Genomic DNA, 21,726 nt, shown 5'->3' with positions numbered 1-21,726 from the left:
GCCACGCGTGGCGCCCATACCCGGCCGGCACCGCCTGCCCCTCGGCCCTACACCTGGACCCGGGCCGACTCGATCAGCACTGCGATCATTGGTGTCTTGGCTTTTCTCACACGATTCATTGGTCTGGCTGCTCCGGTTTCTGAAGGCACACCCGTCTTCGACGAAAAGCACTACGTTCCGCAGGCCTGGGACATGGTCACCAGCTGGCACAACCTCTTCCTCGGCGGTATTGAATCTAACCCGGGCTACGGCTTGGTTGTGCATCCGCCGCTGGCCAAGCAGATCATCGCGATATCAGAAGCGCTTTTCGGCTATACCCCACTGGGATGGCGGGCCATGGCCGCGCTTTTCGGAGTGGGCACAGTAATGCTCACCATGGCGCTGGCTCGCCGCTTGTCTGGTTCGTGGCAGGTGGGATTCCTGGCTGGCCTGCTCGCCGTGTGCGATGGCGTACTGCTCGTAGCCTCCAAATTCGGAATGCTCGACATCTTCCAAGTCTTCTTTGTGGTTGCCGCCGCGTGGGCTTTGGCGCGGGATCACCAGCAGATGCGTGAGCGCCTCCACGCCGCCTTCGTGTCGGGGACCATGGGTGACTCCGACTTCGGGCCCCGTTTTGGGTTCCGGTGGTGGCGTTTTACGGCCGGCGTTTTCCTGGGGCTGACGTTGTCGGTCAAGTGGTCCGGCCTGTACTACATCATGTTCTTCGGTCTGATGAGCGTTTTCTCGGACCTCGCGCTGCGCCGCCTCTACGGCGTGCGCCGCTACATCGTGGGCACGCTGGTACGCGATACGCCAGCGGCCCTCGCCTCGATCGTCGCGGTTCCTGTGGCACTGTACACCTGGTCTTGGCGTGCGTGGTTCGCTGATGAAACCGCTGTTTACCGCCACGCCAAAGTAGACGGCACTATTGAAGAGGGCTCTTGGTTGCTCCATCTCCCCGAGCCACTCGCCGGCTGGTTTTACTACCACTCTTCCGTGTTGGAGTTTCATGCCTCTTTGACAACCTCCGGTGGGCACAGCCACCCCTGGGATTCCAAGCCGTGGGCTTGGTTGGTGGCTGCACGCCCTATCCTCTACTACTCCGCCACGGACATCTCCTGCGGGGACGGCAACTCCTGCCGCAAGATGCTGTATCTCTTTGGCACTCCCGCCATCTGGTGGCTGGTCATCCCAGCTGTGCTGTGGGGCCTGTGGTCCCTGCTCGTTCGCCGCAACCGCGCCTTCCTCATCCCGCTCGTGGGTGCCGCGGCGGGATTCCTGCCCTGGCTGGCCGTTTTCGACCGTCAAATGTATTTCTTTTACGCCACGGCGTTCATCCCATTTGTCATCGTGCTGATATCTCTGGCCTTGGGACAAATGATTGGGCGCGGCCGTGTTGTGCAGTGGCGCTGGCTCACAGGACTCTTTGGTACCGCGATGCCCTTGGGTACCTTCCTCACGGTGTGTTACGCCGCGCTCGTGGTGGCGATGTTCGCCTACTTCTCCCCGATTCTTTATGGATACCTCATACCGGATTCGTGGTACAGCTCCATGATGTGGCTGCCATCTTGGTCCTAACGCGGGCTAGCGGACAACGTCCGGTAAATATCCCGCAGCAGGAATCCCCGGTCCGCCGCCCAGGCCCAGCCCAAGCTGGCGGTGGCCAAGCCCGTGCCGATGAGGATATAAACCTGCCCCGCGGCGACGCTGCCCAGGGCAAAATCGCGCATGGTAAAACCGCACAGGAATGCGAACATCGTGCACGCTACCGGCAACAATCCAGGTGCCGAAGCGGGGCGCCATGCCGCAAAAGCCAAGCCACTTGCAAGGCCGAAACGCAGCGCCGCAGCCTCCATCAGCAGGTGCGCGCGCCCTGGGTCAGCCCCTTCCGCGAGGGTTCCTTCGCTCGATAAGGTGGTCAAACCTGAGGCACTAACAACGACCACGACCGCCCACACCAAAAACGCCAGGGACAACACTCCGAGGGATACTCGCGCCAACGTCAGCGACGCCTGCCGCGTGCTGGAAGCGCGCTGCCATTCCGGCTCCACGCCGGCGAGGATCACCTCAGACAAATCGTGCGGCGGAACGCCTGCCGGTTCCACGAGGCTCAAGGAATGTGTTAGGGCTGCCGCCTTATCCCGGAAAGCCGCGCACTCGGGGCATCCCGATACGTGCGCTTCAATAACATCCGGTGAGAGCTGCGGGGCTTCCCCGTCCAGCTGTGCGGAAATGGCCGCCTGCACCTGCTCATGCGTCAGCACGGCTCAGCACCCCATCCACGCTGGCCCGGCCAGAGCCAAAAACGACAATCATGAGCAGCGACACGATGAGAACCAGCGGATACTCGACGCCACCATCGGCTGCAAAAAGGCCATTGCCCATGTGCACAAAATACAAAGCACAGGCCATGAGGAGAGCCAAAGCCCCCGCCACAAAGGTGGTGAGCAGGCCTACGACCAGCGCCGCGCCTCCCAGCATTTCTGCGAAGGCAGCCAAGTACGCGGAAGTATGCGGCTGCGGGACACCAAGTGCGGAAAACTGCCCGGTTATTTCATCCATTCCGCTAAAAAACATCTTGTCTACACCGTGCGCCACGAAGATGACTCCCAGTACCGCGCGGAAGATCAGGAGCGCGGCATCGCGTACGGCGGGTCTATTCATGGTTCATAGACTACCCTGGATGGCCACCTCTCTCCGAAAGGACTCCCTCCCAGCATGCACTTGTGGACTTCACTGGACACTCCCCTCGGCCGCCTCACCCTCGTAGGGTCCGCGCGAGGCTTATCGCAGGTGTATTTCCCTGACGAGGCTCCAAATCTCAACGGCCTGCAGCGCCTCACCGCTCGCTCAGATAGCGCCTGGTCGAGCGTTAAGGTTCTCGTCGCGGCCACCCAACAGATCACCGAATACTTCGCTGGCACGCGGCGAGACTTCGAGCTGCTACTCGACGTCCCTGCGTCTCCTGACACCTTCCGCGCCCGAGCACAACGCGCGCTTCGTGATATCCCCTTCGGTGAGCGCTGGACCTATTCACGCCTTGCCTCCGCGGCTGGGAGCGCCCAAGCTGCCCGCGCCGCAGGCAGCGCCTGTGCCAGCAACCCTCTGCCTCTCGTGGTGCCCTGCCACCGCGTCGTACCAGCAAGCGGCGGCTTGGGGTCTTACCGCGGGGGCGTTGCCGCAAAGCGGCTACTGCTGGAGCACGAAGCGGGGAACCAATGAGTAAGTATTACAGTCTAAAAAGGCATGACTAGTACACAAATGGCAAATGATACGAGACTTGTTTATGACGCGACAGGGCTTGGCCGCCCTGCGTGGGCAATGACTTCCCCACTGCTCAAGGAGTATTACGACACTGAATGGGGCATGCCTGTCCACGAAGAATCCGCACTGCTGGAACGCCTCTGTCTGGAAGGCTTCCAGGCAGGGCTGAGCTGGGAGCTAGTACTGCGCAAGCGTGATGCTTTCCGCGCTGCTTTCGTGGGGTTTGATGCGGACCTTCTGGCCAGCTTTGGTGAGGAGGAAGTCGAGCGTTTGATGAACAATCCAGGAATTATTCGCAACCGCCTCAAAATCAACGCGGTGCTCGCTAACGCACGAGCCACGGTGGCCTTGCGCGAGCAGGGCGGGTTGGACGAATTCGTATGGAGCTTCTTGCCTGAAGAAACCATCGCGCCGGAAAGCGAAGAAGATATCCCGAAATACACAAAAGAAGCCTTGGACATGTCCAAGGCTTTGAAGAAGGCCGGGTTCAAGTTCGTCGGCCCAGTGACCTGCTTTTCCCTCATGACGGCCATCGGGATGGTGGATGCCCACCTTGTGGGCTCACATCGCCGCGGGAGCTCGGGAGTGTGGTCGGCCTAGCGCTCAGCGCGCTTAGGCACAAGACACACTCGCGTGCCACTTAACCGACTCGCCGTGCCGCGAGATCATCACGCCGCTGGCGCGGGGAAGGATGGGGGCCGTCGAAACCACCGTCGGAATCATCCTCCGAGTACACCGGAAGGTAATCAAAATCCGGGCTTTCATCATCGATTTCCAAGATGAGGGCGCCCGGCCGGCGCAGGTTCGGCGGCAGCGACTCAGCAGGATTTTCCGCGTTGCGCACACCCAGGCGCGCACGGCGCAGGTGGTAGACGCGGCGACGAAGTAGCTCCTGCTCGCGGCGTACCTGGGCGCGCAGCGCCACCAGGTAGACCGCGGTCGCAACACCAGCGATGCCCGCCAACCACCAGGTCCAACCGCCCACGACGATGCCCAGGCATACCGTTGCGACCACTGCCACGGCTAGGCCAATGAGCGTGCGCTGGCGGCGCTGGTACCGCGTGGCCGAAGCCTCCTTCTCCTTCACAGGATCCCAGCCGCCGCGGCCAAGACGGCGCTGCGCAAAGGCAAGCTCTTCCGCGGAGAGCTCGGTATCGCTGCCATTGGTTTCAGCGTCCGCAGAGTTCGTTTCTGCGACATCAATGCTCTCGCCGTCAACCGCTATGGTCTCTTCCGGCTCCGGAGCATCATCAGCGCCGTCTGTTTCCTCGGCGTTAAAGTCCTCCGGCGTCTGGCCCAGAGAGTCAATAGCTCCCGGGTACATCAAATCGACCGGAGAGGTATAGGAGTCATCCAAGCCGTAGGCATCCTCTGCGACACTAGCGTTGGCTGGAGCCGTGAAAACCTCGGCAGCGTTCGATTCAACGCTCTCGATGTCATTATCGAGGTCGTGCTCTTTGTTGGCATCATGCTCAGGTTCCGCTGCTAGCTCGAAATCCTCTTCCGCATCTTCAGCCTCAACAACTTCGCCGTCAATCGTGTCGGCGACATCTGGCTGCTCGGCAGCATCAGTCGCAGCGGTCTCAACAGGGCCGGATTGTGAATCCTCGCTGACTCCTTCGGCCTCGACCAGCTCGTAGTCTACCTCCTCAGCACCAGTCTCCGCCTCTGCCTGGGAACTCATGCGGATATCTTCCTTACCCAAGCGCGGCTTGCGACGGCCCGGCACGGAGCCGGAATCGCCTTCGAAGAGCACGCGGGTCTCTTCAAAGGCCTCACCTGTATGGCTCATCGGGCGTTGCGAACGCAAAAGCAACGGGGCGAGGATGAAGAGCCACAACACGATTACGAGAATGATCGGCACGGCAGTCATCATGCGGCTGTGTCCCACTTTCAGGGGTCGACGAAAAAGGGAATATAACTAGGCCCCTACTCTAGCCGCCCAGCCCTGGCCTGTGGGCATCAACGAGCCCATAAATTACAAGGTTGTTACTTAAGTGAAAGCAGAGGTAGTTGACCAAAATATCGACCGGTTCAGCATTGGCTAAACACCGCTGAGGCGGCCCGTCGCACGCAAGCGCTCGACCGCCCCGGACGCAAAATCCTCACGGTTCAGTGCCAAGAAGTGGTGATCCCTCCACGCACCGTCGATATGCAGGTTGCGGCGCAGGAAGCCCTCATCCCGAAACCCGTTGCTGTGCAGTACCTTGCCGGAAGCAGGATTCTCCGGCAGATAGGTGGCCGTCACACGATGCAGCCCCACACGGTAAAAGGCATGGTCCACACCGAGAGCGCAGGCGGCAGTAGCCACCCCCGCGCCGTGTACCGCGGAATGAACCCAATAGCCAATCCAGCACTCGCTGACCCCTCCGTGCTGGATATTGCCTAAGGTCAACTGACCCCGGAACTGCCCGTCGACATCAATGACGAGCGGCACCACCGTTCCGGCGCGAGCCGAATCACGCAGAAACATCAAGTGATTCCACCATGCCGACTGCGAATGTGCCGCATCCCATGACGTCGGCAGAGTCGGCTCCACCGGTTTAAGAAAATCCCTATCCTCGATGCGCTGCCACCGCCAAGACTCACCGTCCCGGCGCAGCAGGGGGCGCAGGCGCACTGTCGCGCCGCGCGGGAAGACACGAGATTCTCGCAATCGGACCGCAGGCGTAGCTTCTGGCCACCCCGGATGGTCGGGGTTTGCCTCACCGCTGGCGGGGGTGGAAAAGCGCCCCGCGGCGGTACCGAAAGGATCAAGCATGATGTCGGCGGTGACCAGCTAGGCGCGTTGGGTCAGGAACAGGACGTCCACCACGTCCCCGGGGCGGATCTCTGTAACTTCCTCCGGGATACGGATCATCGCGTTGGCCTCGGATAGTCCAGCCAGCAAATGCGCCGGCGCGCCAGCCGCGCCGCCCAGTCCTTCCACCAGGTAGTCGGAGGTGTCTGCATCTCGCATGAGCCGGGCACGAATATAGCCGCGGCGCCCCGGGCGGGATTCCATGTGATTAAGCACGCGTGCGCGCACCATGCGGCGTTGGCCGCTGCGCTTGCCCAGGGAGAGCCGGATCAGCGGGCGCACAAAGACCTCGAAGATCACCAGCGCGGATACCGGGTTCGAGGGCAACAGGAAGGTCGGGATGCGCTCCTCACCCAACAACCCGAAGCCCTGGACCGAGCCTGGGTGCATGGCTACGCGTGAGGTATCCACGTCTCCCAACTCATCGAGGACCTCGCGGATTTCTTCCGAACCCGCACCGCCCACGGCGCCGGAGATCACCAGTACCTCGCTGCGCGCCAGGTAGGTTTCCAAGGCCTCGCGCACGCGGCGCGGCTCACCGGCGGCAATGCCGACGCGATGCACATCCGCTCCGGCTTCCTTCGCGGCTGCTGCAAGCGAATAAGAGTTCACGTCGAAGACTTGACCCAGGCCGGGTTCGCGGTCGACGTCGACAAGCTCCTTGCCATAGGACACGATGGTCACGCGTGGACGCGGATACGCCAAGACCTTTGAGCGCCCCACAGCCGCGAGCAAGCCAATCTGTGCTGGGCCCAGGATGGTTCCGGAAGACACGGCAACATCCCCGGGCTGAATGTCATCGCCCACGCGGCGCACGAAGTCGCCCGAGCGTACCGGGCGGTGGGAGGTCACGCGCTTACGGCCGCGGTCCGTCCATTCGAGGGGAAGGACGGCGTCGGCAAGCGTCGGCAACGGCGCACCCGTGTAGACGCGCACCGCTTGCTTGGGCTGCAAACGCAAAGGCTGGCGCGAACCTGCGGGAACCTCCCCCACTACAGGCAGAGAACGTTCAACCTCCGTCTCCGTGACGGGAGCATCCGCGTCCTCGGAGTCGTGGCGCGAGCGCGCTTTGAGGGCTTTTTCTCCCCCGACGTCTACGGCACGCACGGCGTAGCCATCAATGGCTGCTTGCGGAAAGCCCGGAAGCGGCTGGTTTGCCTGCACCTCCTCCGCACACTTGAGACCTAGGGCATTCGCGATGGCGATGCGTACCGGTTCAGGTGTCATCGCTGCATCAAGAATGAACGCCATCTGGTCATCGACCGAACGCATGTACCGCCTGCCTTTACTCTGGGGTATGTGGGGCCTAAAGGGATGGAAGTTACTGGAGTAGAGCTTAGCGCGCTGGACGTATGAAGGCTTAGCCCTTCAACCCCTTTTCTTCTTCGTAGTCCTCCACAATCTTCTTGATTGCCTTGTAGAGCGCAGGACCGTACTTCTCATCACGCAGACCAAAGTCAACGTTGGCCGGGATGTAGCCGCCCGGGTTGCCCAAGTCGTGGCGCTTACCCTGGTGGACTACGACGTGAACGGGGTGCCCCTCCTTAATAAGGAGCTCGATGGCGTCAGTCAGCTGCAGTTCCCCACCCTTACCTGGCTCGATACGGCGAAGGGCATCAAAAATCTTCCTATCGAGCAGGTAGCGCCCAGTAGCCACGAGATTCGAGGGCGCATCAGCCGGGTCCGGTTTTTCCACCATGCCCACGACCTTCTTCACTCCCGGCGCGTTCGTGTCCTCGACGTCGAAGACGCCGTAGTTATAGGTCTCTTCGCGCGACACCTCGAAGGCGCACAGCACGCTACCACCCAGCGCTGCACGAACGCGGGCCATCTCCCCCATGACGGTGGCCGGCAGGACAATGTCATCCGGGAGCATGACGGCGAAGAATTCTTCGTCATCCTCCAGCACAGATTCCGCCAAGCCCACCGCGTGGCCCAGGCCCAGCGGCTTTTCCTGTTCCACGGAAATCGGGTGGATCAACTGAGCAGCGCGCTTGACCTTGGCTACCTGCTCATCTTTGCCGCGGGCGTCGAGGGTCTCGACGAGATCGGGGAACTCCTCGAAGTGCCGCATCACTTCCTGTTTGTTCGGCGCGGTAATCACCGCAAGGCGCTGGGCGCCCACGGACGCGGCCTCTTCCGCGATGAGTTCAATGCCCGGCGTATCAACGACGGGGAGCAGCTCCTTCGGCACGGTCTTGGTGGCGGGCAAAAAGCGAGTGCCCATGCCAGCAGCGGGGACAACGACCGTAGTGATCCCGGTATGGGAATCCTCGTGTGCAATAGCCATAATTTCCACTTTACAATGCAGCCCCCGCGCCCCCATGCTGCGCTACGCCATCCCGCTATGATTAAAGCCCATGACGACCTCCCACAAGGACGCCTTAAGATCCTTACTCCTTAACGCCCGGCGCGAGCGCAGCGCCGAGCAGCGCGCTGATGACAATGCCGCGTGGTGCACCGGCGTGGGTGAGTTGCTCACTCCCGCGATGCGAGTTGCCGCCTACCACCCACTGGGCACAGAGCCCGGCGGGCCCAACTTCGTAGAGACTGTGGCAACACTCTGCAAGGAGGTTTACCTGCCCATTTCCGGCAAAGACGGTGAGCTTTTATGGACGCTGTATGGCGGGCCGGAGGCCATGTGCCCGGGGGCATTAGGGATTGCAGAGCCCGTCGGGCAGCGCCACAGTAGCGATATCTTGGCGCACCTCGACCTCATCTTGGCGCCCGCGATGGCGGTGAGCGAGTCAGGCATGCGCCTCGGAAAAGGCGCCGGCTACTACGACCGCGCGCTCACCCCGCTACCCACTGGGCACCCGCCCGTCGTCGCGCTAGTTCACTCCACCGAGGTCCGCGAGGTTCCTTTCGAGGAGCACGACCGGCCAGTCGATGGCATCCTCACCGAGCGCGGAATGCGCTGGCTGTAGCCAGCACCCTTGTCTCGCACGCTTCGTTGGCTTGTGCGCTTTCCATCGATTTTTCGGGAACCATACGGCGCCGCGTGCAGTCTAAAAAGGCATGGGTTTTCTTCACGTTCTGCGCACTCCGGGGCATCAACGTAGCGTTATCCTTCGCCGCATAGCAGCCACAGTCTTGCTCCTTGCCGCGGCGGCGAGTGCCCTCGCCTCTACCCGCGAGCAGCCCCGCGTCGTGGTCATGGCCCGGGACGTCGCCGCTGGCGAGACGCTGGCGCTAAGCGATGTCTCCGTGGCGCGCGTCCCCTCCTCCGCTCTGCCCGCCACGGCGTTGGGGAGCAACCCGGAAGATGCAGTAGGGCGTGTTCTGGTGGCAGCGGCTAGCGCCGGTGAAATCCTCACCAGCACCCGCCTTCTCAGCTCTGATCTCATCGCGGATTTCGGGATGGAGGACGGCCACCTCATCCCGCTTACCCTGGCTGAGCCAGAAATTTCCCGGAACCTCCATCACGGCGATACAGTCAATATCGTCAGCACGGTCGACGACAGCGACGACATTTCTGCTCCCACTCGTGGCTCGACAATTGCACGGGGCGCACGCGTCGTATCGGTGGGCACTGACGAAGAAGATGCGCGCACGCACACACTCCTCGTCGCCCTTCCTGCTGAGGCAGCCGAAGCCGTCGCGGCCGCTTCTCTTACACAACCGCTCACGGTTGTCATTGTGGGCGACCGCGCCCACAGTTAAGCCATGTTGTGAAGATCATCGCGTTTGCACTGGTAAACCTCCACAAGATGTTGCCACGACATGAAAACTCTGCCTACTATAGGCACATCCACTCGGGCGCTTTATGCTCTTGCAGTCTCGTGACTGCCGCGCGACCCCCGCGGCACCACCTGCAGGATGGCGCACAGAAGTGGCTTTCGCTATTCCAGTATTTCCACATGCTTCGTCTTCCGTTGGAGTCCCTGCGCATCTAGAGCCTCTCTTAGAGAGCATTATTGCTCTATGCCTGCTTTTCTCCGACTTCTCTGAACAGCGCGCCTGCACACAGTGCGGACTACGCAAAGCAGACGCTTAAGACACAAGAAGCACCTACCCCCCCCGTAGATAGGACAACCACCACCATGCTCAAGGGCTTTAAAGATTTCATCCTGCGCGGCAACGTCATCGAGTTGGCCGTAGCAGTCATCATCGGTGCCGCCTTCACCGCGATCGTTACCTCCATCACCGATCACATCATCCAGCCGCTGATTAACTCCCTCGGCTCCCCAGACTTTGGTGGCTTGGGCTTCGCAATTACCGATAACCCGGAGACCTTCCTGGACTTCGGTGCAGTCATCACCGCCCTTATCAACTTCCTCATCGTTGCCGCTGTCATCTACTTCGTCATCGTTGCTCCGATCAACGCCGTCACCGAGCACGCAAAGCGCCGCCAGGGCGTTGACCCGGAGGAGCCGGCTCCGACCACCGAGCAGCTACTCGGCGAGATCCGCGACCTGCTCGCTGCTGAAAACGGTGGCACGACCACCAACAAGCCTGGCTCCAACATCTAAGCCAGAAGCCCCAAGCCTAAAAATCCCGCAGACCCGGCATTTCGCCGGAGTTCTGCGGGATTTTCTTTTGCCTTCACACGCTGCTCACGCACTACTGTGTGGTGCCAAAATGCGGCGGCATGTTCTCGCGGTAGAAGGCCTCCCCCGTGACCTCGTCCTCGTTGTCACCACCGGGGCCGCCTGCGTCCATATCAAAGCTCACGGTGCGCAGCTCATCGGCCCCTGCGGCGGAAGAAGAGCCAGCGGCCCCAGACATTGGCCCGTGAGGGACATCGAAGCTGCGGTCGTAATTCTTGGCGGTCGACGGACGTTTCACGCGACGGCGCGCCCGCGGGGTACGCGGTGTGGGCTCGGCCATTAGACGCTGGATTTCTGCAGCTGATCAACGAGGTGATGCACCAACGGCGTCAAAGTGGCCATGCCATCGCGCACCGCCGCGCGGGAAGAAGCGACGTTGACGATGACCGTTGACCCAGACACGCCCGAAATGCCGCGGGAGGTGCACGCATCCACCGCGCCACAAGCCTGGCCGGAAGAGCGCAACGCTTGCGCCACGCCCGGAACCATTTGGTCCAACACCGCGCGGGTTGCCTCCGGGGTCTTATCACGCGGGCCGACTCCCGTGCCGCCAATCGTGAGCACCAGGTCTACTCCCCCGACCACGCCGGTTTCGATAGCCTGCCGGATCTTGGACTTCTTCGAGCGGACGATCACTGCACCGTCAACGGTGAACTCGGCTTCAGCCAGCAATTCACCGGCCAAGCGCGATGTGTCCTGGGCCGCTTCATCCGGGTGATCGGTGACGATCACAACGAGCGCGCGGCGCGGCGCTTGAACGCTTTGCTCTTGTTCGCTGGCAATGAGGAAGGCGTCATCGGGTTCGGTAACATCATCGAGTTCGCGTGAGGCATCGCGCCCCAACAGCTCGGTTGCGTCGGTGTTGTCTGCCACGGAGGTTCTCCTTAAAGGTGGGACGGAATCTTCCGGAAGTAGTTTCTTGAAAAGGTGTCAGGGTGCGAGGTTCACGCGGTGCTGGCGCACCGCCCAAGTATTTGTAAACTTACTCGCTTGCCAGCGTTACCTCTACCTTTCTCGCATCTTCGCTGTCGCGACTCTTCACCTCGAGAGTGACGGTTGCACCAAACTCTTGGGAACGGGTTGCCGCGATCAGGGCATCAGAGCTTTCAATGAGGCGCTCATTAACGCGGGTGACCACGTCACCGGACTTCAGCCCTGCCTTATCAGCCGGGCTATCAGGTTCCACGTCGACGATTTCTGCGCCTTGGGTCTCGCTCTGCGCGCGAACCTTAACGCCCAAGGTGGGGTGCTTGACCCTGCCGTTATTGATGAGCTCATCGGCCATGCGCTTGGCAAAGTTCGAAGGAATTGCAAATCCCAAACCAATGGAACCGCCTTCGGAACTCGAGCCCCTCGACAGCGAGGCAATCATCGAGTTCATGCCAATGATGTTGCCCTCCATGTCCACCAAGGGGCCACCGGAGTTACCGGGGTTTACGGCTGCGTCGGTCTGAATAGCGTCGATCAGCGAGGACTCCCCGCCTTCCTGCGAGGCACGAACAGGGCGGTTCTTGGCTGACACAATTCCCGACGTTACCGTTGCGTTGAGCCCCAGCGGGGAACCAACTGCGACTACTTCTTGCCCCACTGCAGCAGCGTCCGAATCCCCAAACTGAAGGTAGGGCAGGTCATTGGCATCATCAATCTTGATGACGCCAACATCCGTCGTCGCATCCGACGCAACAAATGTAGCGCTATGACGCGAGCCGTCATTCATTGTCACCTCTAGGCGCCCTCCTTGGTCCGCACCGGCAACCACGTGATGGTTGGTCAGCACATAGCCATCCGGGGAAATGATGGATCCGGAGCCCTCAGCACCACCCGAGCGGGTTATGGAGTAAATGGAGACCACTGCCGGGAGAACCTTCGACGCTACTTCTTCCACAGAGCCATCAGCCGGCTCTTGGCCGGTGCTATTTGCCACTGGCTGACGTTCCAATACTTCGTTGACGGTCGAAGTGGAAGACTTGTCCTTGCCCGCCGCGCCGACCACCGCACCGGTGACACCGCCAGCAGCGACGGCTGCGACGAGCATCATTGCCAGCGCAGTGCCCAGACCTACTTTGCGCTTATTCTTCTGATCGCGGCCCGGCTGCACGCCGTGCACGCCCGCACCTTGTTGTCCTGCATAAGGCTGCGTCGGATTCTGCAACTGCTGGCTGCTCTGATTGGGTTGGCCGAAGCCGTAGCCCGCTCCGCCATAAGGCGCTTGCGCGCCGTAGGGAACCTGGGAGGGCTGAGCACCAAACAAAGGTCGGTTCCCCTGCCCCTGCTGGCCCCCATAAGGGGCCTGCCCGCCAGACTCCCACGAGTTGGTGCGCGGTTGATTCCAACCATTCGATTCGCTTCCCGCCGAAGATGCCTCGCCGCGCTGTTGCGCCTGCCCCCGTCCATCAGAGTTCAGCGGGTTATCCATGGGACTATCCATGTTCGAATTCCTCATATTCATATCAGGTAGTGTGCTCTTTCAAGCTGGTGCGCATCTGTCTCTGCTCTGCCAGTGTGCTAGGAAAGCCTGGACGTTTCCTGTGTGCTCTGAACTGGGGCGATCCACGGCACGTCAACCTTGATTGAACCACCGCTCGGCAAAGATTCGGCCGCGGTCATTGTGGTTCTCCGAGTATTCTCCGGAAGTCTCCTGCGCCTGTCCCGTCGCTTGTTGTGCAGCGGTCGAATCTAACTGAAACTCGTTCGGCTGCTCTTCCAGGCCGTCCACCATGGCATCGCCCTCGGTAGGATGTCCTGGCAGGATGACTTCCATGCGCGTTCCTCCATCTGCAGATTCCTTGATGGTGATGGCTCCGTTGTGCCGCTCAATCACGGATTTCACGATGGCCAACCCCAACCCAGATCCCGGCATCGCTCGGGCTTCCGCGGAACGGTAGAAACGCTCAAAGACCTTGTCGCGTTCCTCTGGGGCAATACCGGGGCCCGAGTCATCCACGCGCAGGCGCACCTTATCCTGGGCTACTTGCTGCATCGATACGCGGACGGTGCCCGTAGCCGGAGACCACTTCGCGGCATTGTCCATGAGATTGAGCGTGGCTCGGCCCAAAGCAAAGGGATCCCCGTCTAGGACCCAGGGGATAAACCGCACACGGAAGTCGACGTCTGGGCGGCGGCGCTTAGCTCGGTTGAGGGAATGCTCCAAAACTTCATGCAGCTCCACCGGCTCGGGTTCCTTTTCGGTGGCATCCTCACGCGCCAAATCCACGAGGTCACCAATCAAAGTCGACAGCTCGGACATCTGCGCCATCACGTCCTCTTCCAAATCGCGCCGGTCTTCCTCACTGATACCGAAACCGCCACCGGATTTATTCAGCATCATGAGGAGCTCAATGTTGGTCCGCATGGACGTCAGCGGCGTTTTGAGCTCATGGCCGGCATCGGCCACGAATTGCGATTGTTGCACGCGCGCGTGTTGGAGTGCGGACAGCATTCGGTTGAAGGACACCGTCAGCTGCGACATCTCATCGTTGCTCTCGACCGCAATCGGGCGCAGATCATTGGTTTGCGTCACATAATCGACTGCACGTTTCAGCCGAGCAATGGGCTCCATGCCTGTCTTGGACACCACCATGCCCGCAAAGACGGACAGCAAAACGCCAAAGGCCACGATGATAAGCAAAGCCGAGCCTACTGCGGAGACGAGGTCTTCGGTAGACCCCAAGTCCTTAGCTAGGACTACCGTCGCACCGCCTTCTTGGTACTTGGCCAGTACCCGCTCACCGCCCAAGGTACGGATGGAGCTTTCCACACTGTCCCCATCCGACTTAAAATCACCACCCACGGGCAATGCATCACCGTAGGAAAACGCAACCGCAGGCGGAGAGATAGAGACCCGAGTCGAGGGGTTATAGAGCTTAAATGTCGCGATTTCTTGATCGATATTCTCTACAAAGGCTGGGTCCTGAGCTTGCCGCATCAGCACATCCGCTTGTTGCATGATCTGCTTATCGACGCTCGCCGTCATCGACGCTGCAACCAACCAGTAGGTTAAAAAAGTCATTACGGCTACCGCAACGGCGACAACGACACCGGTAACAAGAGAAAGGCGCCACCGAAGCGGCGCCCGCGAAGCCCAGCCACGACGGCCTGAGAGACCCAACCACGCAGTGGTATCTAGGGCTTCAGAAGGCACCGCGTCGGGCGCGGGCCTCCGCAGAATCACGCGATAGCCTCCCTCATGACGTAGCCAACGCCACGCACGGTGTGAATAAGACGCGGCTCGCCACTTTCTTCAGTCTTCTTTCGGAGGTAACCGATGTAGACCTCAAGAGCGTTTCCGGAGGTCGGGAAATCATAGCCCCATACCTCTTCCAAGATGGTATTGCGGGAGAGTACCTTGCGGGGGTTCTCCATGAGCAGGCGCAGCAGGGCAAACTCAGTGCGGGTCAAAGAAATCTGACGCTCGCCCCGAGTCACCTCACGCGTATCGGCATCGAGCTTGAGGTCCTCAAAGCTCAACTGAGTTTCAACTGGCTGCTTCTTAGCAATCGACTCCGCAGCGGCACGGCGGACCAAGGAACGCACGCGAGCTAGCAACTCCTCCAGCGCGAAGGGCTTGGGAAGATAGTCATCAGCGCCCGCGTCAAGACCCGCAACGCGGTCCGACACTCCGTCGCGAGCCGTCAATACCAGAATGGGGCGGTCCCAACCTTCGCTGCGCAGGGTGCGGCAGACCTCCAGACCATCCATGTTCGGCATCATCACATCGAGGATGAGAAGCTCTGGGTGCTCACTGTGCACCATCTCGACAGCCTGTACGCCATCAGCGGCCAATATGACCTCGTAGCCATTAAACTTCAGAGAGCGGCGGAGCGATTCGCGTACAGCCTGCTCGTCATCGACGACAAGAATTTTCATAATCTCAATTATGTCCTATCGGGGCCCTATTCACGAAGTAGAACCCAGCCTGTCGCCCCCTAAAAGCCACCCCTTAAGCACCGCAATAGTTTATACGTGTGCTAAACAATTGTTCCAAGCTACATAAACAGTGGACACGACAACAAAAACAAAAATTTTCAGGCATAACAAAAATCCCCGCAAATCCACTTTTCTTTGTGGATTCGCGGGGTAACAGTCATGGCCCTAAGACCTCAACGCTGAAAGCGCTTCAGACCTTAGAACTGCTCGACGTCTACCAGGCCGAGCTTGGCAGCCTTAACCAGGCGGCGCGGAATGCGCACGGTCTGGCCGTCGATGGTGACTTCCTGGAGGGCGACATTGTCAGCCTTCCACTGGGAACGGCGAGAGTGAGTGTTCGCGCGGGACTTCTTAAACTTAGGAGTTGCCATCTTCTTCTATCCTCCTTACGCGTTCTTCTTCTTGCGGCGAGCCATTGCACCGAAGCGCTGGTTGAACTTCTCAACACGGCCAGCGGTATCCATAACGCGCTGCGCACCAGTCCAGAACGGGTGGGACTCAGCGGTCACGTCAACGACGATGAGCGGGTACTCGTTGCCGTCTTCCCACTCAACGGTGCGATCGGAGGTAGCGGTGGACTTGGTCAGGAAGGAGTGGCCGGTACCGGCGTCCTTAAAGACCACCGGGTGGTAATCCGGGTGGATATCTTTCTTCATATGTCGATTCCCTCAGGGTTGAACTACGGGTCGGTTCCTTCCGCGACGCTTCACTTTTCATACCACCGAGCATCGCCGCGATGACGGCGCTCGATGGCTTGTGGGAGCGTGAAAGGATCGTGCCCGAGTTGGGTCTCTATACTTACAAAATTGTGCGGCTCGCGCCGACAACTCGAAATATCCTACAGGCCAGCGGCATTAAAATCGAAATCGCCGCAGGACGCAGCCCACAGAGTTAGGCGCGGAAACCCGCCTCCAACGCCCCCGCCTGCAGCTTCACCACGGGAGAGCCGTGGGCGAGACACAAATAACAAGCGCCAAAGCCCGACGATAATTCAACGGTGATTAGGTTCTACAGTCCGTGGCATGTAAGATTTCCCCTTGCTGTTGTCAAAGTAATCGTTTTACGCCCTCATCAACTGGTGTTCAACGGATATATGCCTCCTACTCAACCTCACTTTTCGAGCGCCGCGCCTCACCGCGGAATAGGCACTCCGTTAGTCGCTTTCGATGTGGGCGGCTAGGAGAAAGAAGACCCATGTCGGCTATTTGCCAGGTAACGGGCCGCAAGCCGGAATTCGGCAAGCAGGTCTCGCACTCGCACCGCCGCACCTCGCGCCGTTGGAACCCCAACGTGCAGCGTCGTCGGTACTACCTGCCCTCTGAGGGCCGTACCATCACCCTGACCGTTTCCACCAAGGGCATGAAGATCATCGACCGCGATGGCATCGAGTCCGTCGTGGCTAAGATTCGCGCACGTGGGGAGAAGATCTAAAGATGGCACGTAATGACATCCGTCCAATCATCAAACTGAAGTCCACTGCGGGCACCGGCTACACCTACGTGACCCGTAAGAACAAGCGCAACAACCCGGATCGCATCACCTTGAAGAAGTTCGATCCGATCGTCCGCAAGCACGTCGAATTCCGCGAGGAGCGATAATTTATGGCTAAGAAGTCAAAGATCGCCAAGAACGAGCAGCGCAAGGAAATCGTCGCCCGCTACGCGGAGCGTCGCGCTGAGCTCAAGGCAATCATCAAGAACCCGAACACCCCGGACGAAGAGCGCCTCGAGGCGCAGTTCGAGCTGAACCGTCAGCCGCGCGACGCCGCCCGCGTCCGCGTCCGTAACCGCGACTCCGCTGATGGACGTCCGCGCGGTTACCTCCGCAAGTTCGGTCTGTCCCGTGTCCGTATGCGCGGCATGGCTCACCGTGGTGAGCTGCCGGGCGTTCGCAAGTCCAGCTGGTAAAGGGGTACCCATACAATGGCTGTCAAGCGTAATAATCACAAGAAGTTCCGTATGGAGCAGACCCGCCGCCCGAAGAAGAACCCGCTCAAGGCCGAAGGCATTGAGAAGGTTGACTACAAGGAGATCAAGACCCTGCGTCTGTTCATCTCCGACCGCGGCAAGATCCGCTCCCGTCGCGTCACCGGTCTGACCCCGCAGCAGCAGCGTCAGGTTGCTACTGCCGTCAAGAACGCACGCGAAATGGCTCTCCTGCCGTTCACGTCCCGCTAAACACTAGCTGGTTTCAACAGCGCACTTTTGCCGCTGTACTCGTGACACACTAGGACAGGACAAAAGAGCTTTTAGCCGCCGCCTACCTCCCCTACTGAAAGGGGAAAGTAGGCGGCGGCTTTTATTTTCCAACCAGCAACCTTGTGCGCCCGTATCCACCCTGTCATGTTCAACGCGCGCGTGCAGAGTGATAGATTGAAGGGCTAGAACGCCCCTGATGGAAAGGGAAACAAGGACCTTATGCCACTGCACGAATCCCTCACCGATCTCAGTGAACTCGCCACCCATTGCCACTCCCCTGCCCATGCCCGTGGCCTGCTAGAGGAGGCACAGGACCTGCTGCGCAACGCCACAGCCCACCGCGGAGATGGAGTTGAGCTCGCTGCCTGGTTTTCTCGCGTGGTGACCGATATTGTCCGCTCTCCCGGTCTGGCGAGCCCTGTGCGGCTCACCGGCGCCGCTGCCCGCGGCGATCTTCTCCCCTCGCTCCCCATCACGTGGCTGGGCACCGACGAACAGCTGGAGCAGATTATCACTGAAGCCGGTCTATCCTGTGGTGCGGTGCAAGACCTAGCATCGACGCGTGCGGACGCCGGCCTTCCCCTAGGCGCGGGCGGCGAGGAGGAACTCTACGCCGAGGCAGTGTCTCAGCGGCCGGCACCACTGAAGCTCGTCGACGGTCTCCCCGACCGCTCTGCCGACGTGTCCATTCGTCTCTCCTTGCTCGCACCGGTGTCTGCCATCGCCCGTTGGGCAGCTCCCGCGCCCCGCCCCACCCCAGACCGCCTCGCCATTGGCGTCGAGCGTGAGCTTCTTACCTCCGCCGAAGCGGAGGGGCTGAGCCTAGCTTGGGGCACGGGCATCGCCCTCGAGTTGGGTCGGTGGTACGAGGGCGTCGATCAGCACAGCGTTATGCTGGCAGATTTGCCGCCTTTGGACCGCACCGCCTACGGTTCGGCGTGCCGCACTGTCTCTGCTGCTATCGAATCCATCGTGGCTAGGCACGGTAGTGTGGTTAGCTGTAGTGAAAGCTAAGCGTTAACGATCGCCGTTCACGGCGGGGTGTAGGATTACTGACTTGCCGTCAGTTATTACATGAATTTTATCGAAGGGAGTCCGCCTCATGGCAGGGAGCGTTGGCAGGCCACGGAAGAACAGTCCGCGCCGCCGGGGAAACACCGCGCGCGAGGAGATCCTGGATGCTTCATCCGAGCTCTTCACCACCCAGGGCTTTGCGACAACCTCCACGCACCAGATTGCCGATGCCGTCGGTATCCGTCAGGCCTCGCTGTACTACCATTTTCCTTCGAAGACGGATATCTTCCTCACTCTGCTCAATTCCACCATTGAGCCTTCGCTGGAACTCGCGGATGAGCTCGCGGCCTCAGACGCTGCACCGGCACAGCGCTTGTGGTCCCTTGTGGCCGCAGAGTCGCGCCTGCTATTGACCTCAGCGTGGAATGTAGGCCGTCTGTATCAACTGCCGGTGGCCAACTCCCCCGAATTCGGCGAGTATCACGAACAGCGTGACCGCTTGAAAGAGCACTTCCGCACTGCCGCAGCGGGGATTGTGGGCGAGGATGATCCGCGCCTCGAGCTGCCCTTCCACATCGCGCTCTCCGTCATCGAGATGCGCCCCAACGATGGCAACGCGCCATTTGATGCTTCGCAGCGCGTACCGGAGCAGTCTGCCATGCTTGCCGACGCCGCCCTCGCAGTCCTCGGCGCCACCCCGTCTAAGGACGCCGAAGCGACCACCTTAGATCTGCTCAAGAACCGCAACGACTCTATTTCCTCCGCTGCCGCCGCCGCGGCCGACCGGAAGAAGTCGACTCGCTAGCGGCCGTAGCGGATGCCCTAGCGGCCGTGCCGGATGGCATAGTGCGCTAGGAAGGTCTTATAAGGCTTATACGCCTTTTCACCGTCTGCTCGGAGGCTGTCCACAAGGCGGTCCATCTTGTGATTCGTCTTCTTTTCCGTCCACTCCAGCTCCTCGGCGATCTCGCGGACCGAAGGGATATCAGCATCGGTGGAGCCCGGCTTCTTGAGGTAGCTGGCTAGCAGGCGCAGCAACTCTTCTTGTTCGTCATTGGGAACGTGGCGGGTGCGCGTGCGCTCCTCATCGACATCCTGCTCGCGTTTTGTGCGACGCGAGTAGTTGCTGTTTTCCACGTCTATATACAGCTCATAGGGGCATTCGGGAGTCTCAAAGGTAATCCGCGATGGCCCCGGGGGTACAGCCGCTACTGAACGCGGGCCCAAATCGATGCGGGAAAACCCCGTGACACCGCGCAGCTCGATGCGCAGTGGGATATGGCTGCCCACGTTGCAAATCATCCAGCCCTGTCCGCCGAACCACAGCTGAAAAAGCTGGCGGTGCAGGCTGAGGTCCTCCTCGCCTACCCGGAAGTCACCGGCGCGGCCGACAATGACTTCTTGGCCCGGGGACATGACCATCACGCCACCGATCAAATCATCAATGCGCAGCCGCGGCCCCTGAGGAGCGTTCTGCGGTGGGAGTGGCTGCTGCGAGCTCATAGACACCTCCGTAGGGCTGGGAAACGTGCGCACATCGCCATCCATCCCGGCGAGGCGCCTTCAAACAGTGTCTTTCAGTGTAGCGGCTCTCACTTTAGTTCCGCTCGCTAAGTTACTGCCCCACCCCGCTAGCGCTAGGCCACGATAGCCCACGTCACCACAAAGATGAGGATGATGACAACGACGGTCACCGTGATAATGAGAGCGTTTGAATTATCCCTCGCAGGCGGCTTGTTGTTTGCTTGCTGCGGCGTGGAACCGCGTTGGACGGTAGACCCTGGCATCGCCGGCGTAACCGGTGTGGAAGGTGACACAGTCCCTGGGGACGCCATCGGGTTCGAAGGAGCGACGAAACCAGTGGGCCTTGCCCGCTCCACGGATCCGAAGGAAGCGGCAGGTTCCGGCCAGCGTTGGGAGGGTTGAGGATGCCGGCCAAACTGGCTCGGCTGCCCAGCTCTTCCGGCATTTCGCGGTTGCTCCGGCTGTGCCGAAGGCTGCGGCGTGGGCGCTATACGCGGAGCATCGGCCGCCGGTGCCGCCACACGCTGGGCGGGGCGGGACTGGGAGACGTCGCCAAGCGCGGCAATGAAGTCCTGGGCCCGCGCATAGCGCTGCATGGGCACGCTGTTGAGTGCCTTATTCAGTACGGTCTGTACTTCCGACACAACTCGGCTTGTGTCCCCTGCCAGGAATTCGGCGAAGGCATCACTGGACAGATCCGGGATGCGCCGCTGCCCTTCCCACTCGCTGCGCGGCATCGTGTCCTTAAGATGATGCAGCGTAAGCATCTCGAAGGCGATAAGGGCCAAGGAATAGTCGTCCGCGCGCGCCGACATATCATCATCGCCATAAGCATTACCGTTATTTTCCGGGGCCAAGTATTTCTCAGTTCCCACAATGTGGCCGATTTTGGTCAGCCGAGACTGGCCCTCCTCAATGCTGATTCCGAAATCACTCAGCACAGCCGGTGGCAAGCTGCCGGGGTTCTTACGCAATAGAATATTGGCGGGCTTGATGTCCCGATGCACCCACCCAGGGTGCAGCTCATGGTGCATATAATCCAGCGCCGAGGCAATCGGTTTGAGGTAATACACAACCTCCGCCACGCTAAATCCCCGGCCCTGGTGGGCCCGCTCACGGATAGCATGCCCCAAGGTTTTGCCGTCGATGAAGGCCATGACCATCACGTCATCGCCGCGCGGGGTGGACTCCTTGGAATAAAACTGGACTACCCCTGGGTGGCTACCGATCTTCGTGAGCGCCTTCATTTCATTGTGGAAACGGGCGCAGGAGGCTTCATCACGGACGTCATCCAACAGCACCTTGACGGCGAGCTCACGGGAAAGGTCCGGATCCGTGGCATGAAAGACCTGCCCCATGCCGCCTTCACCCAGCAGGTACACGTTGGTGTAGCGCTTCTGCTGAGTCAGCCATTGCACGAAGTAGGAATTAGTCACTGCCCCATTGGACCATATGCACTGGGCAGCATGAT

The 21,726-nt window shown here is 60.4% G+C and carries 27 protein-coding genes; 12 read left to right on the top strand and 15 right to left on the bottom strand.

Annotation, left to right across the window (positions count from 1 at the left end; translation table 11 throughout):
* Nucleotides 1-72: 72 nt before the first annotated feature.
* Complete coding sequence (locus QP363_RS06210) at nucleotides 73-1,557, top strand: dolichyl-phosphate-mannose--protein mannosyltransferase (protein WP_246817257.1); 1,485 nt, start codon at nucleotides 73-75, stop codon at nucleotides 1,555-1,557.
* On the opposite strand, the gene QP363_RS06205 is transcribed toward QP363_RS06210, so the two are convergent.
* Both QP363_RS06205 and QP363_RS06200 read right to left on the bottom strand, forming a co-directional pair.
* Entirely contained in the window at nucleotides 1,554-2,243 is a 690-nt protein-coding gene (locus QP363_RS06205; RefSeq protein WP_070646138.1) for a zf-HC2 domain-containing protein, read from the bottom strand. The genes QP363_RS06210 and QP363_RS06205 overlap by 4 nt on opposite strands.
* Nucleotides 2,230-2,643, bottom strand: coding sequence for a DoxX family protein (locus tag QP363_RS06200; protein ID WP_010187578.1), 414 nt, complete (start codon nucleotides 2,641-2,643; stop codon nucleotides 2,230-2,232). Before QP363_RS06200 ends, QP363_RS06205 begins: the two co-directional genes overlap by 14 nt.
* Nucleotides 2,644-2,697: 54 nt before the next feature.
* Between QP363_RS06200 and QP363_RS06195 the strand changes: the two genes are divergently transcribed.
* The gene (locus QP363_RS06195) at nucleotides 2,698-3,201 is read left to right on the top strand and encodes a methylated-DNA--[protein]-cysteine S-methyltransferase (RefSeq protein WP_216379895.1); all 504 of its coding nucleotides are present in this window, start codon (nucleotides 2,698-2,700) and stop codon (nucleotides 3,199-3,201) included.
* 24 nt (nucleotides 3,202-3,225) lie between these two features.
* Nucleotides 3,226-3,843, top strand: a complete 618-nt coding sequence (locus tag QP363_RS06190; RefSeq protein ID WP_284763455.1) for a DNA-3-methyladenine glycosylase I — start codon at nucleotides 3,226-3,228, stop codon at nucleotides 3,841-3,843.
* A gap of 40 nt (nucleotides 3,844-3,883) precedes the next feature.
* On the opposite strand, the gene glpR is transcribed toward QP363_RS06190, so the two are convergent.
* The 4 genes from glpR to QP363_RS06170 all read right to left on the bottom strand — a co-directional run bounded on the left by glpR (nucleotide 3,884) and on the right by QP363_RS06170 (nucleotide 8,333).
* Nucleotides 3,884-5,119 carry a gephyrin-like molybdotransferase receptor GlpR gene (gene glpR, locus QP363_RS06185; RefSeq protein ID WP_284763453.1) on the bottom strand — a complete coding sequence of 412 codons (1,236 nt, stop codon included), beginning with the start codon at nucleotides 5,117-5,119 and terminating at the stop codon, nucleotides 3,884-3,886.
* Nucleotides 5,120-5,287: 168 nt separating this feature from the next.
* A complete protein-coding gene (locus tag QP363_RS06180) occupies nucleotides 5,288-6,004 on the bottom strand; it encodes a GNAT family N-acetyltransferase (protein WP_070718330.1) in 717 nt (238 codons plus the stop codon).
* Nucleotides 6,005-6,022: 18 nt separating this feature from the next.
* The gene (gene glp / locus QP363_RS06175; RefSeq protein ID WP_070731058.1) at nucleotides 6,023-7,315 is read right to left on the bottom strand and encodes a gephyrin-like molybdotransferase Glp; all 1,293 of its coding nucleotides are present in this window, start codon (nucleotides 7,313-7,315) and stop codon (nucleotides 6,023-6,025) included.
* Between the two features lie 88 nt (nucleotides 7,316-7,403).
* Nucleotides 7,404-8,333, bottom strand: a complete 930-nt coding sequence (locus tag QP363_RS06170) for a UTP--glucose-1-phosphate uridylyltransferase (RefSeq protein ID WP_070447224.1) — start codon at nucleotides 8,331-8,333, stop codon at nucleotides 7,404-7,406.
* 70 nt (nucleotides 8,334-8,403) lie between these two features.
* On the opposite strand from QP363_RS06170, the gene QP363_RS06165 reads away from it, so the two are divergent.
* From QP363_RS06165 to mscL, 3 genes are all read left to right on the top strand, one after another.
* Nucleotides 8,404-8,970 carry a 5-formyltetrahydrofolate cyclo-ligase gene (locus QP363_RS06165; RefSeq protein WP_070447226.1) on the top strand — a complete coding sequence of 189 codons (567 nt, stop codon included), beginning with the start codon at nucleotides 8,404-8,406 and terminating at the stop codon, nucleotides 8,968-8,970.
* Between the two features lie 91 nt (nucleotides 8,971-9,061).
* The gene (locus QP363_RS06160; protein WP_070646122.1) at nucleotides 9,062-9,706 is read left to right on the top strand and encodes an SAF domain-containing protein; all 645 of its coding nucleotides are present in this window, start codon (nucleotides 9,062-9,064) and stop codon (nucleotides 9,704-9,706) included.
* Between the two features lie 380 nt (nucleotides 9,707-10,086).
* Nucleotides 10,087-10,515, top strand: coding sequence for a large conductance mechanosensitive channel protein MscL (gene mscL / locus QP363_RS06155; protein WP_070447230.1), 429 nt, complete (start codon nucleotides 10,087-10,089; stop codon nucleotides 10,513-10,515).
* A gap of 91 nt (nucleotides 10,516-10,606) precedes the next feature.
* Here mscL and QP363_RS06150 read toward each other — a convergent pair whose 3' ends face one another.
* From QP363_RS06150 to QP363_RS06120, 7 genes are all read right to left on the bottom strand, one after another.
* Complete coding sequence (locus QP363_RS06150) at nucleotides 10,607-10,873, bottom strand: hypothetical protein (RefSeq protein ID WP_070447232.1); 267 nt, start codon at nucleotides 10,871-10,873, stop codon at nucleotides 10,607-10,609.
* Nucleotides 10,873-11,466, bottom strand: a complete 594-nt coding sequence (locus QP363_RS06145; protein WP_010187605.1) for a molybdenum cofactor biosynthesis protein B — start codon at nucleotides 11,464-11,466, stop codon at nucleotides 10,873-10,875. Before QP363_RS06145 ends, QP363_RS06150 begins: the two co-directional genes overlap by 1 nt.
* A gap of 109 nt (nucleotides 11,467-11,575) precedes the next feature.
* The gene (locus QP363_RS06140; RefSeq protein WP_070731063.1) at nucleotides 11,576-13,021 is read right to left on the bottom strand and encodes a S1C family serine protease; all 1,446 of its coding nucleotides are present in this window, start codon (nucleotides 13,019-13,021) and stop codon (nucleotides 11,576-11,578) included.
* A gap of 132 nt (nucleotides 13,022-13,153) precedes the next feature.
* Nucleotides 13,154-14,602 carry a HAMP domain-containing sensor histidine kinase gene (locus tag QP363_RS06135; protein WP_246815767.1) on the bottom strand — a complete coding sequence of 483 codons (1,449 nt, stop codon included), beginning with the start codon at nucleotides 14,600-14,602 and terminating at the stop codon, nucleotides 13,154-13,156.
* A gap of 158 nt (nucleotides 14,603-14,760) precedes the next feature.
* Nucleotides 14,761-15,459, bottom strand: coding sequence for a response regulator transcription factor (locus tag QP363_RS06130; protein WP_010187613.1), 699 nt, complete (start codon nucleotides 15,457-15,459; stop codon nucleotides 14,761-14,763).
* A gap of 257 nt (nucleotides 15,460-15,716) precedes the next feature.
* Complete coding sequence (rpmF, locus tag QP363_RS06125; protein WP_010187615.1) at nucleotides 15,717-15,890, bottom strand: 50S ribosomal protein L32; 174 nt, start codon at nucleotides 15,888-15,890, stop codon at nucleotides 15,717-15,719.
* Between the two features lie 15 nt (nucleotides 15,891-15,905).
* Complete coding sequence (locus tag QP363_RS06120) at nucleotides 15,906-16,175, bottom strand: type B 50S ribosomal protein L31 (protein ID WP_005530151.1); 270 nt, start codon at nucleotides 16,173-16,175, stop codon at nucleotides 15,906-15,908.
* 538 nt (nucleotides 16,176-16,713) lie between these two features.
* Between QP363_RS06120 and rpmB the strand changes: the two genes are divergently transcribed.
* The 6 genes from rpmB to QP363_RS06090 all read left to right on the top strand — a co-directional run bounded on the left by rpmB (nucleotide 16,714) and on the right by QP363_RS06090 (nucleotide 19,536).
* Nucleotides 16,714-16,950 (top strand): 50S ribosomal protein L28, encoded by a 237-nt coding sequence (gene rpmB, locus QP363_RS06115; protein WP_010187623.1) that lies wholly within the window; start codon nucleotides 16,714-16,716, stop codon nucleotides 16,948-16,950.
* A gap of 2 nt (nucleotides 16,951-16,952) precedes the next feature.
* Nucleotides 16,953-17,117, top strand: a complete 165-nt coding sequence (rpmG, locus tag QP363_RS06110) for a 50S ribosomal protein L33 (protein ID WP_010187624.1) — start codon at nucleotides 16,953-16,955, stop codon at nucleotides 17,115-17,117.
* A 3-nt stretch (nucleotides 17,118-17,120) separates the two neighbouring features.
* Nucleotides 17,121-17,426, top strand: coding sequence for a 30S ribosomal protein S14 (gene rpsN / locus QP363_RS06105; protein ID WP_010187625.1), 306 nt, complete (start codon nucleotides 17,121-17,123; stop codon nucleotides 17,424-17,426).
* A 15-nt stretch (nucleotides 17,427-17,441) separates the two neighbouring features.
* Nucleotides 17,442-17,696, top strand: a complete 255-nt coding sequence (gene rpsR, locus QP363_RS06100) for a 30S ribosomal protein S18 (protein WP_010187626.1) — start codon at nucleotides 17,442-17,444, stop codon at nucleotides 17,694-17,696.
* Nucleotides 17,697-17,936: 240 nt separating this feature from the next.
* The gene (locus QP363_RS06095) at nucleotides 17,937-18,731 is read left to right on the top strand and encodes a hypothetical protein (RefSeq protein ID WP_070447238.1); all 795 of its coding nucleotides are present in this window, start codon (nucleotides 17,937-17,939) and stop codon (nucleotides 18,729-18,731) included.
* A gap of 88 nt (nucleotides 18,732-18,819) precedes the next feature.
* Nucleotides 18,820-19,536, top strand: a complete 717-nt coding sequence (locus QP363_RS06090) for a TetR/AcrR family transcriptional regulator (protein WP_284763395.1) — start codon at nucleotides 18,820-18,822, stop codon at nucleotides 19,534-19,536.
* Nucleotides 19,537-19,553: 17 nt separating this feature from the next.
* On the opposite strand, the gene QP363_RS06085 is transcribed toward QP363_RS06090, so the two are convergent.
* Nucleotides 19,554-20,234 carry a DNA-binding response regulator gene (locus QP363_RS06085; protein WP_284763392.1) on the bottom strand — a complete coding sequence of 227 codons (681 nt, stop codon included), beginning with the start codon at nucleotides 20,232-20,234 and terminating at the stop codon, nucleotides 19,554-19,556.
* A gap of 134 nt (nucleotides 20,235-20,368) precedes the next feature.
* On the bottom strand, nucleotides 20,369-21,691 hold the full coding sequence (locus QP363_RS06080) for a serine/threonine-protein kinase (RefSeq protein ID WP_284763390.1): 1,323 nt from the start codon (nucleotides 21,689-21,691) through the stop codon (nucleotides 20,369-20,371).
* Between the last annotated feature and the right edge of the window lie 35 nt (nucleotides 21,692-21,726).

This window comes from Corynebacterium sp. UMB6689 (assembly GCF_030215295.1).
Taxonomy (GTDB): Bacteria; Actinomycetota; Actinomycetes; order Mycobacteriales; family Mycobacteriaceae; genus Corynebacterium; species Corynebacterium aurimucosum.
Note: the sequence above shows the minus strand (reverse complement) of the source record. Positions and strands in the feature narration are given on the sequence as shown.

What these genes read in the sequence shown, in the direction of transcription:
- QP363_RS06085 (WP_284763392.1), bottom strand. Translation starts at nt 20,234, where the DNA reads ATGAGCTCGCAGCAGCCACTCCCACCGCAGAACGCTCCTCAGGGGCCG.
- QP363_RS06150 (WP_070447232.1), bottom strand. Translation starts at nt 10,873, where the DNA reads ATGGCCGAGCCCACACCGCGTACCCCGCGGGCGCGCCGTCGCGTGAAA.
- QP363_RS06130 (WP_010187613.1), bottom strand. Translation starts at nt 15,459, where the DNA reads ATGAAAATTCTTGTCGTCGATGACGAGCAGGCTGTACGCGAATCGCTC.
- QP363_RS06120 (WP_005530151.1), bottom strand. Translation starts at nt 16,175, where the DNA reads ATGAAGAAAGATATCCACCCGGATTACCACCCGGTGGTCTTTAAGGAC.
- QP363_RS06190 (WP_284763455.1), top strand. Translation starts at nt 3,226, where the DNA reads ATGACTAGTACACAAATGGCAAATGATACGAGACTTGTTTATGACGCG.
- QP363_RS06170 (WP_070447224.1), bottom strand. Translation starts at nt 8,333, where the DNA reads ATGGCTATTGCACACGAGGATTCCCATACCGGGATCACTACGGTCGTT.
- rpmF (WP_010187615.1), bottom strand. Translation starts at nt 15,890, where the DNA reads ATGGCAACTCCTAAGTTTAAGAAGTCCCGCGCGAACACTCACTCTCGC.
- QP363_RS06165 (WP_070447226.1), top strand. Translation starts at nt 8,404, where the DNA reads ATGACGACCTCCCACAAGGACGCCTTAAGATCCTTACTCCTTAACGCC.
- QP363_RS06140 (WP_070731063.1), bottom strand. Translation starts at nt 13,021, where the DNA reads ATGGATAGTCCCATGGATAACCCGCTGAACTCTGATGGACGGGGGCAG.
- QP363_RS06195 (WP_216379895.1), top strand. Translation starts at nt 2,698, where the DNA reads ATGCACTTGTGGACTTCACTGGACACTCCCCTCGGCCGCCTCACCCTC.
- rpmB (WP_010187623.1), top strand. Translation starts at nt 16,714, where the DNA reads ATGTCGGCTATTTGCCAGGTAACGGGCCGCAAGCCGGAATTCGGCAAG.
- rpsN (WP_010187625.1), top strand. Translation starts at nt 17,121, where the DNA reads ATGGCTAAGAAGTCAAAGATCGCCAAGAACGAGCAGCGCAAGGAAATC.
- QP363_RS06135 (WP_246815767.1), bottom strand. Translation starts at nt 14,602, where the DNA reads ATGACTTTTTTAACCTACTGGTTGGTTGCAGCGTCGATGACGGCGAGC.
- QP363_RS06090 (WP_284763395.1), top strand. Translation starts at nt 18,820, where the DNA reads ATGGCAGGGAGCGTTGGCAGGCCACGGAAGAACAGTCCGCGCCGCCGG.
- QP363_RS06160 (WP_070646122.1), top strand. Translation starts at nt 9,062, where the DNA reads ATGGGTTTTCTTCACGTTCTGCGCACTCCGGGGCATCAACGTAGCGTT.
- mscL (WP_070447230.1), top strand. Translation starts at nt 10,087, where the DNA reads ATGCTCAAGGGCTTTAAAGATTTCATCCTGCGCGGCAACGTCATCGAG.
- glp (WP_070731058.1), bottom strand. Translation starts at nt 7,315, where the DNA reads ATGCGTTCGGTCGATGACCAGATGGCGTTCATTCTTGATGCAGCGATG.
- rpmG (WP_010187624.1), top strand. Translation starts at nt 16,953, where the DNA reads ATGGCACGTAATGACATCCGTCCAATCATCAAACTGAAGTCCACTGCG.
- rpsR (WP_010187626.1), top strand. Translation starts at nt 17,442, where the DNA reads ATGGCTGTCAAGCGTAATAATCACAAGAAGTTCCGTATGGAGCAGACC.
- glpR (WP_284763453.1), bottom strand. Translation starts at nt 5,119, where the DNA reads ATGATGACTGCCGTGCCGATCATTCTCGTAATCGTGTTGTGGCTCTTC.
- QP363_RS06180 (WP_070718330.1), bottom strand. Translation starts at nt 6,004, where the DNA reads ATGCTTGATCCTTTCGGTACCGCCGCGGGGCGCTTTTCCACCCCCGCC.
- QP363_RS06200 (WP_010187578.1), bottom strand. Translation starts at nt 2,643, where the DNA reads ATGAATAGACCCGCCGTACGCGATGCCGCGCTCCTGATCTTCCGCGCG.
- QP363_RS06095 (WP_070447238.1), top strand. Translation starts at nt 17,937, where the DNA reads ATGCCACTGCACGAATCCCTCACCGATCTCAGTGAACTCGCCACCCAT.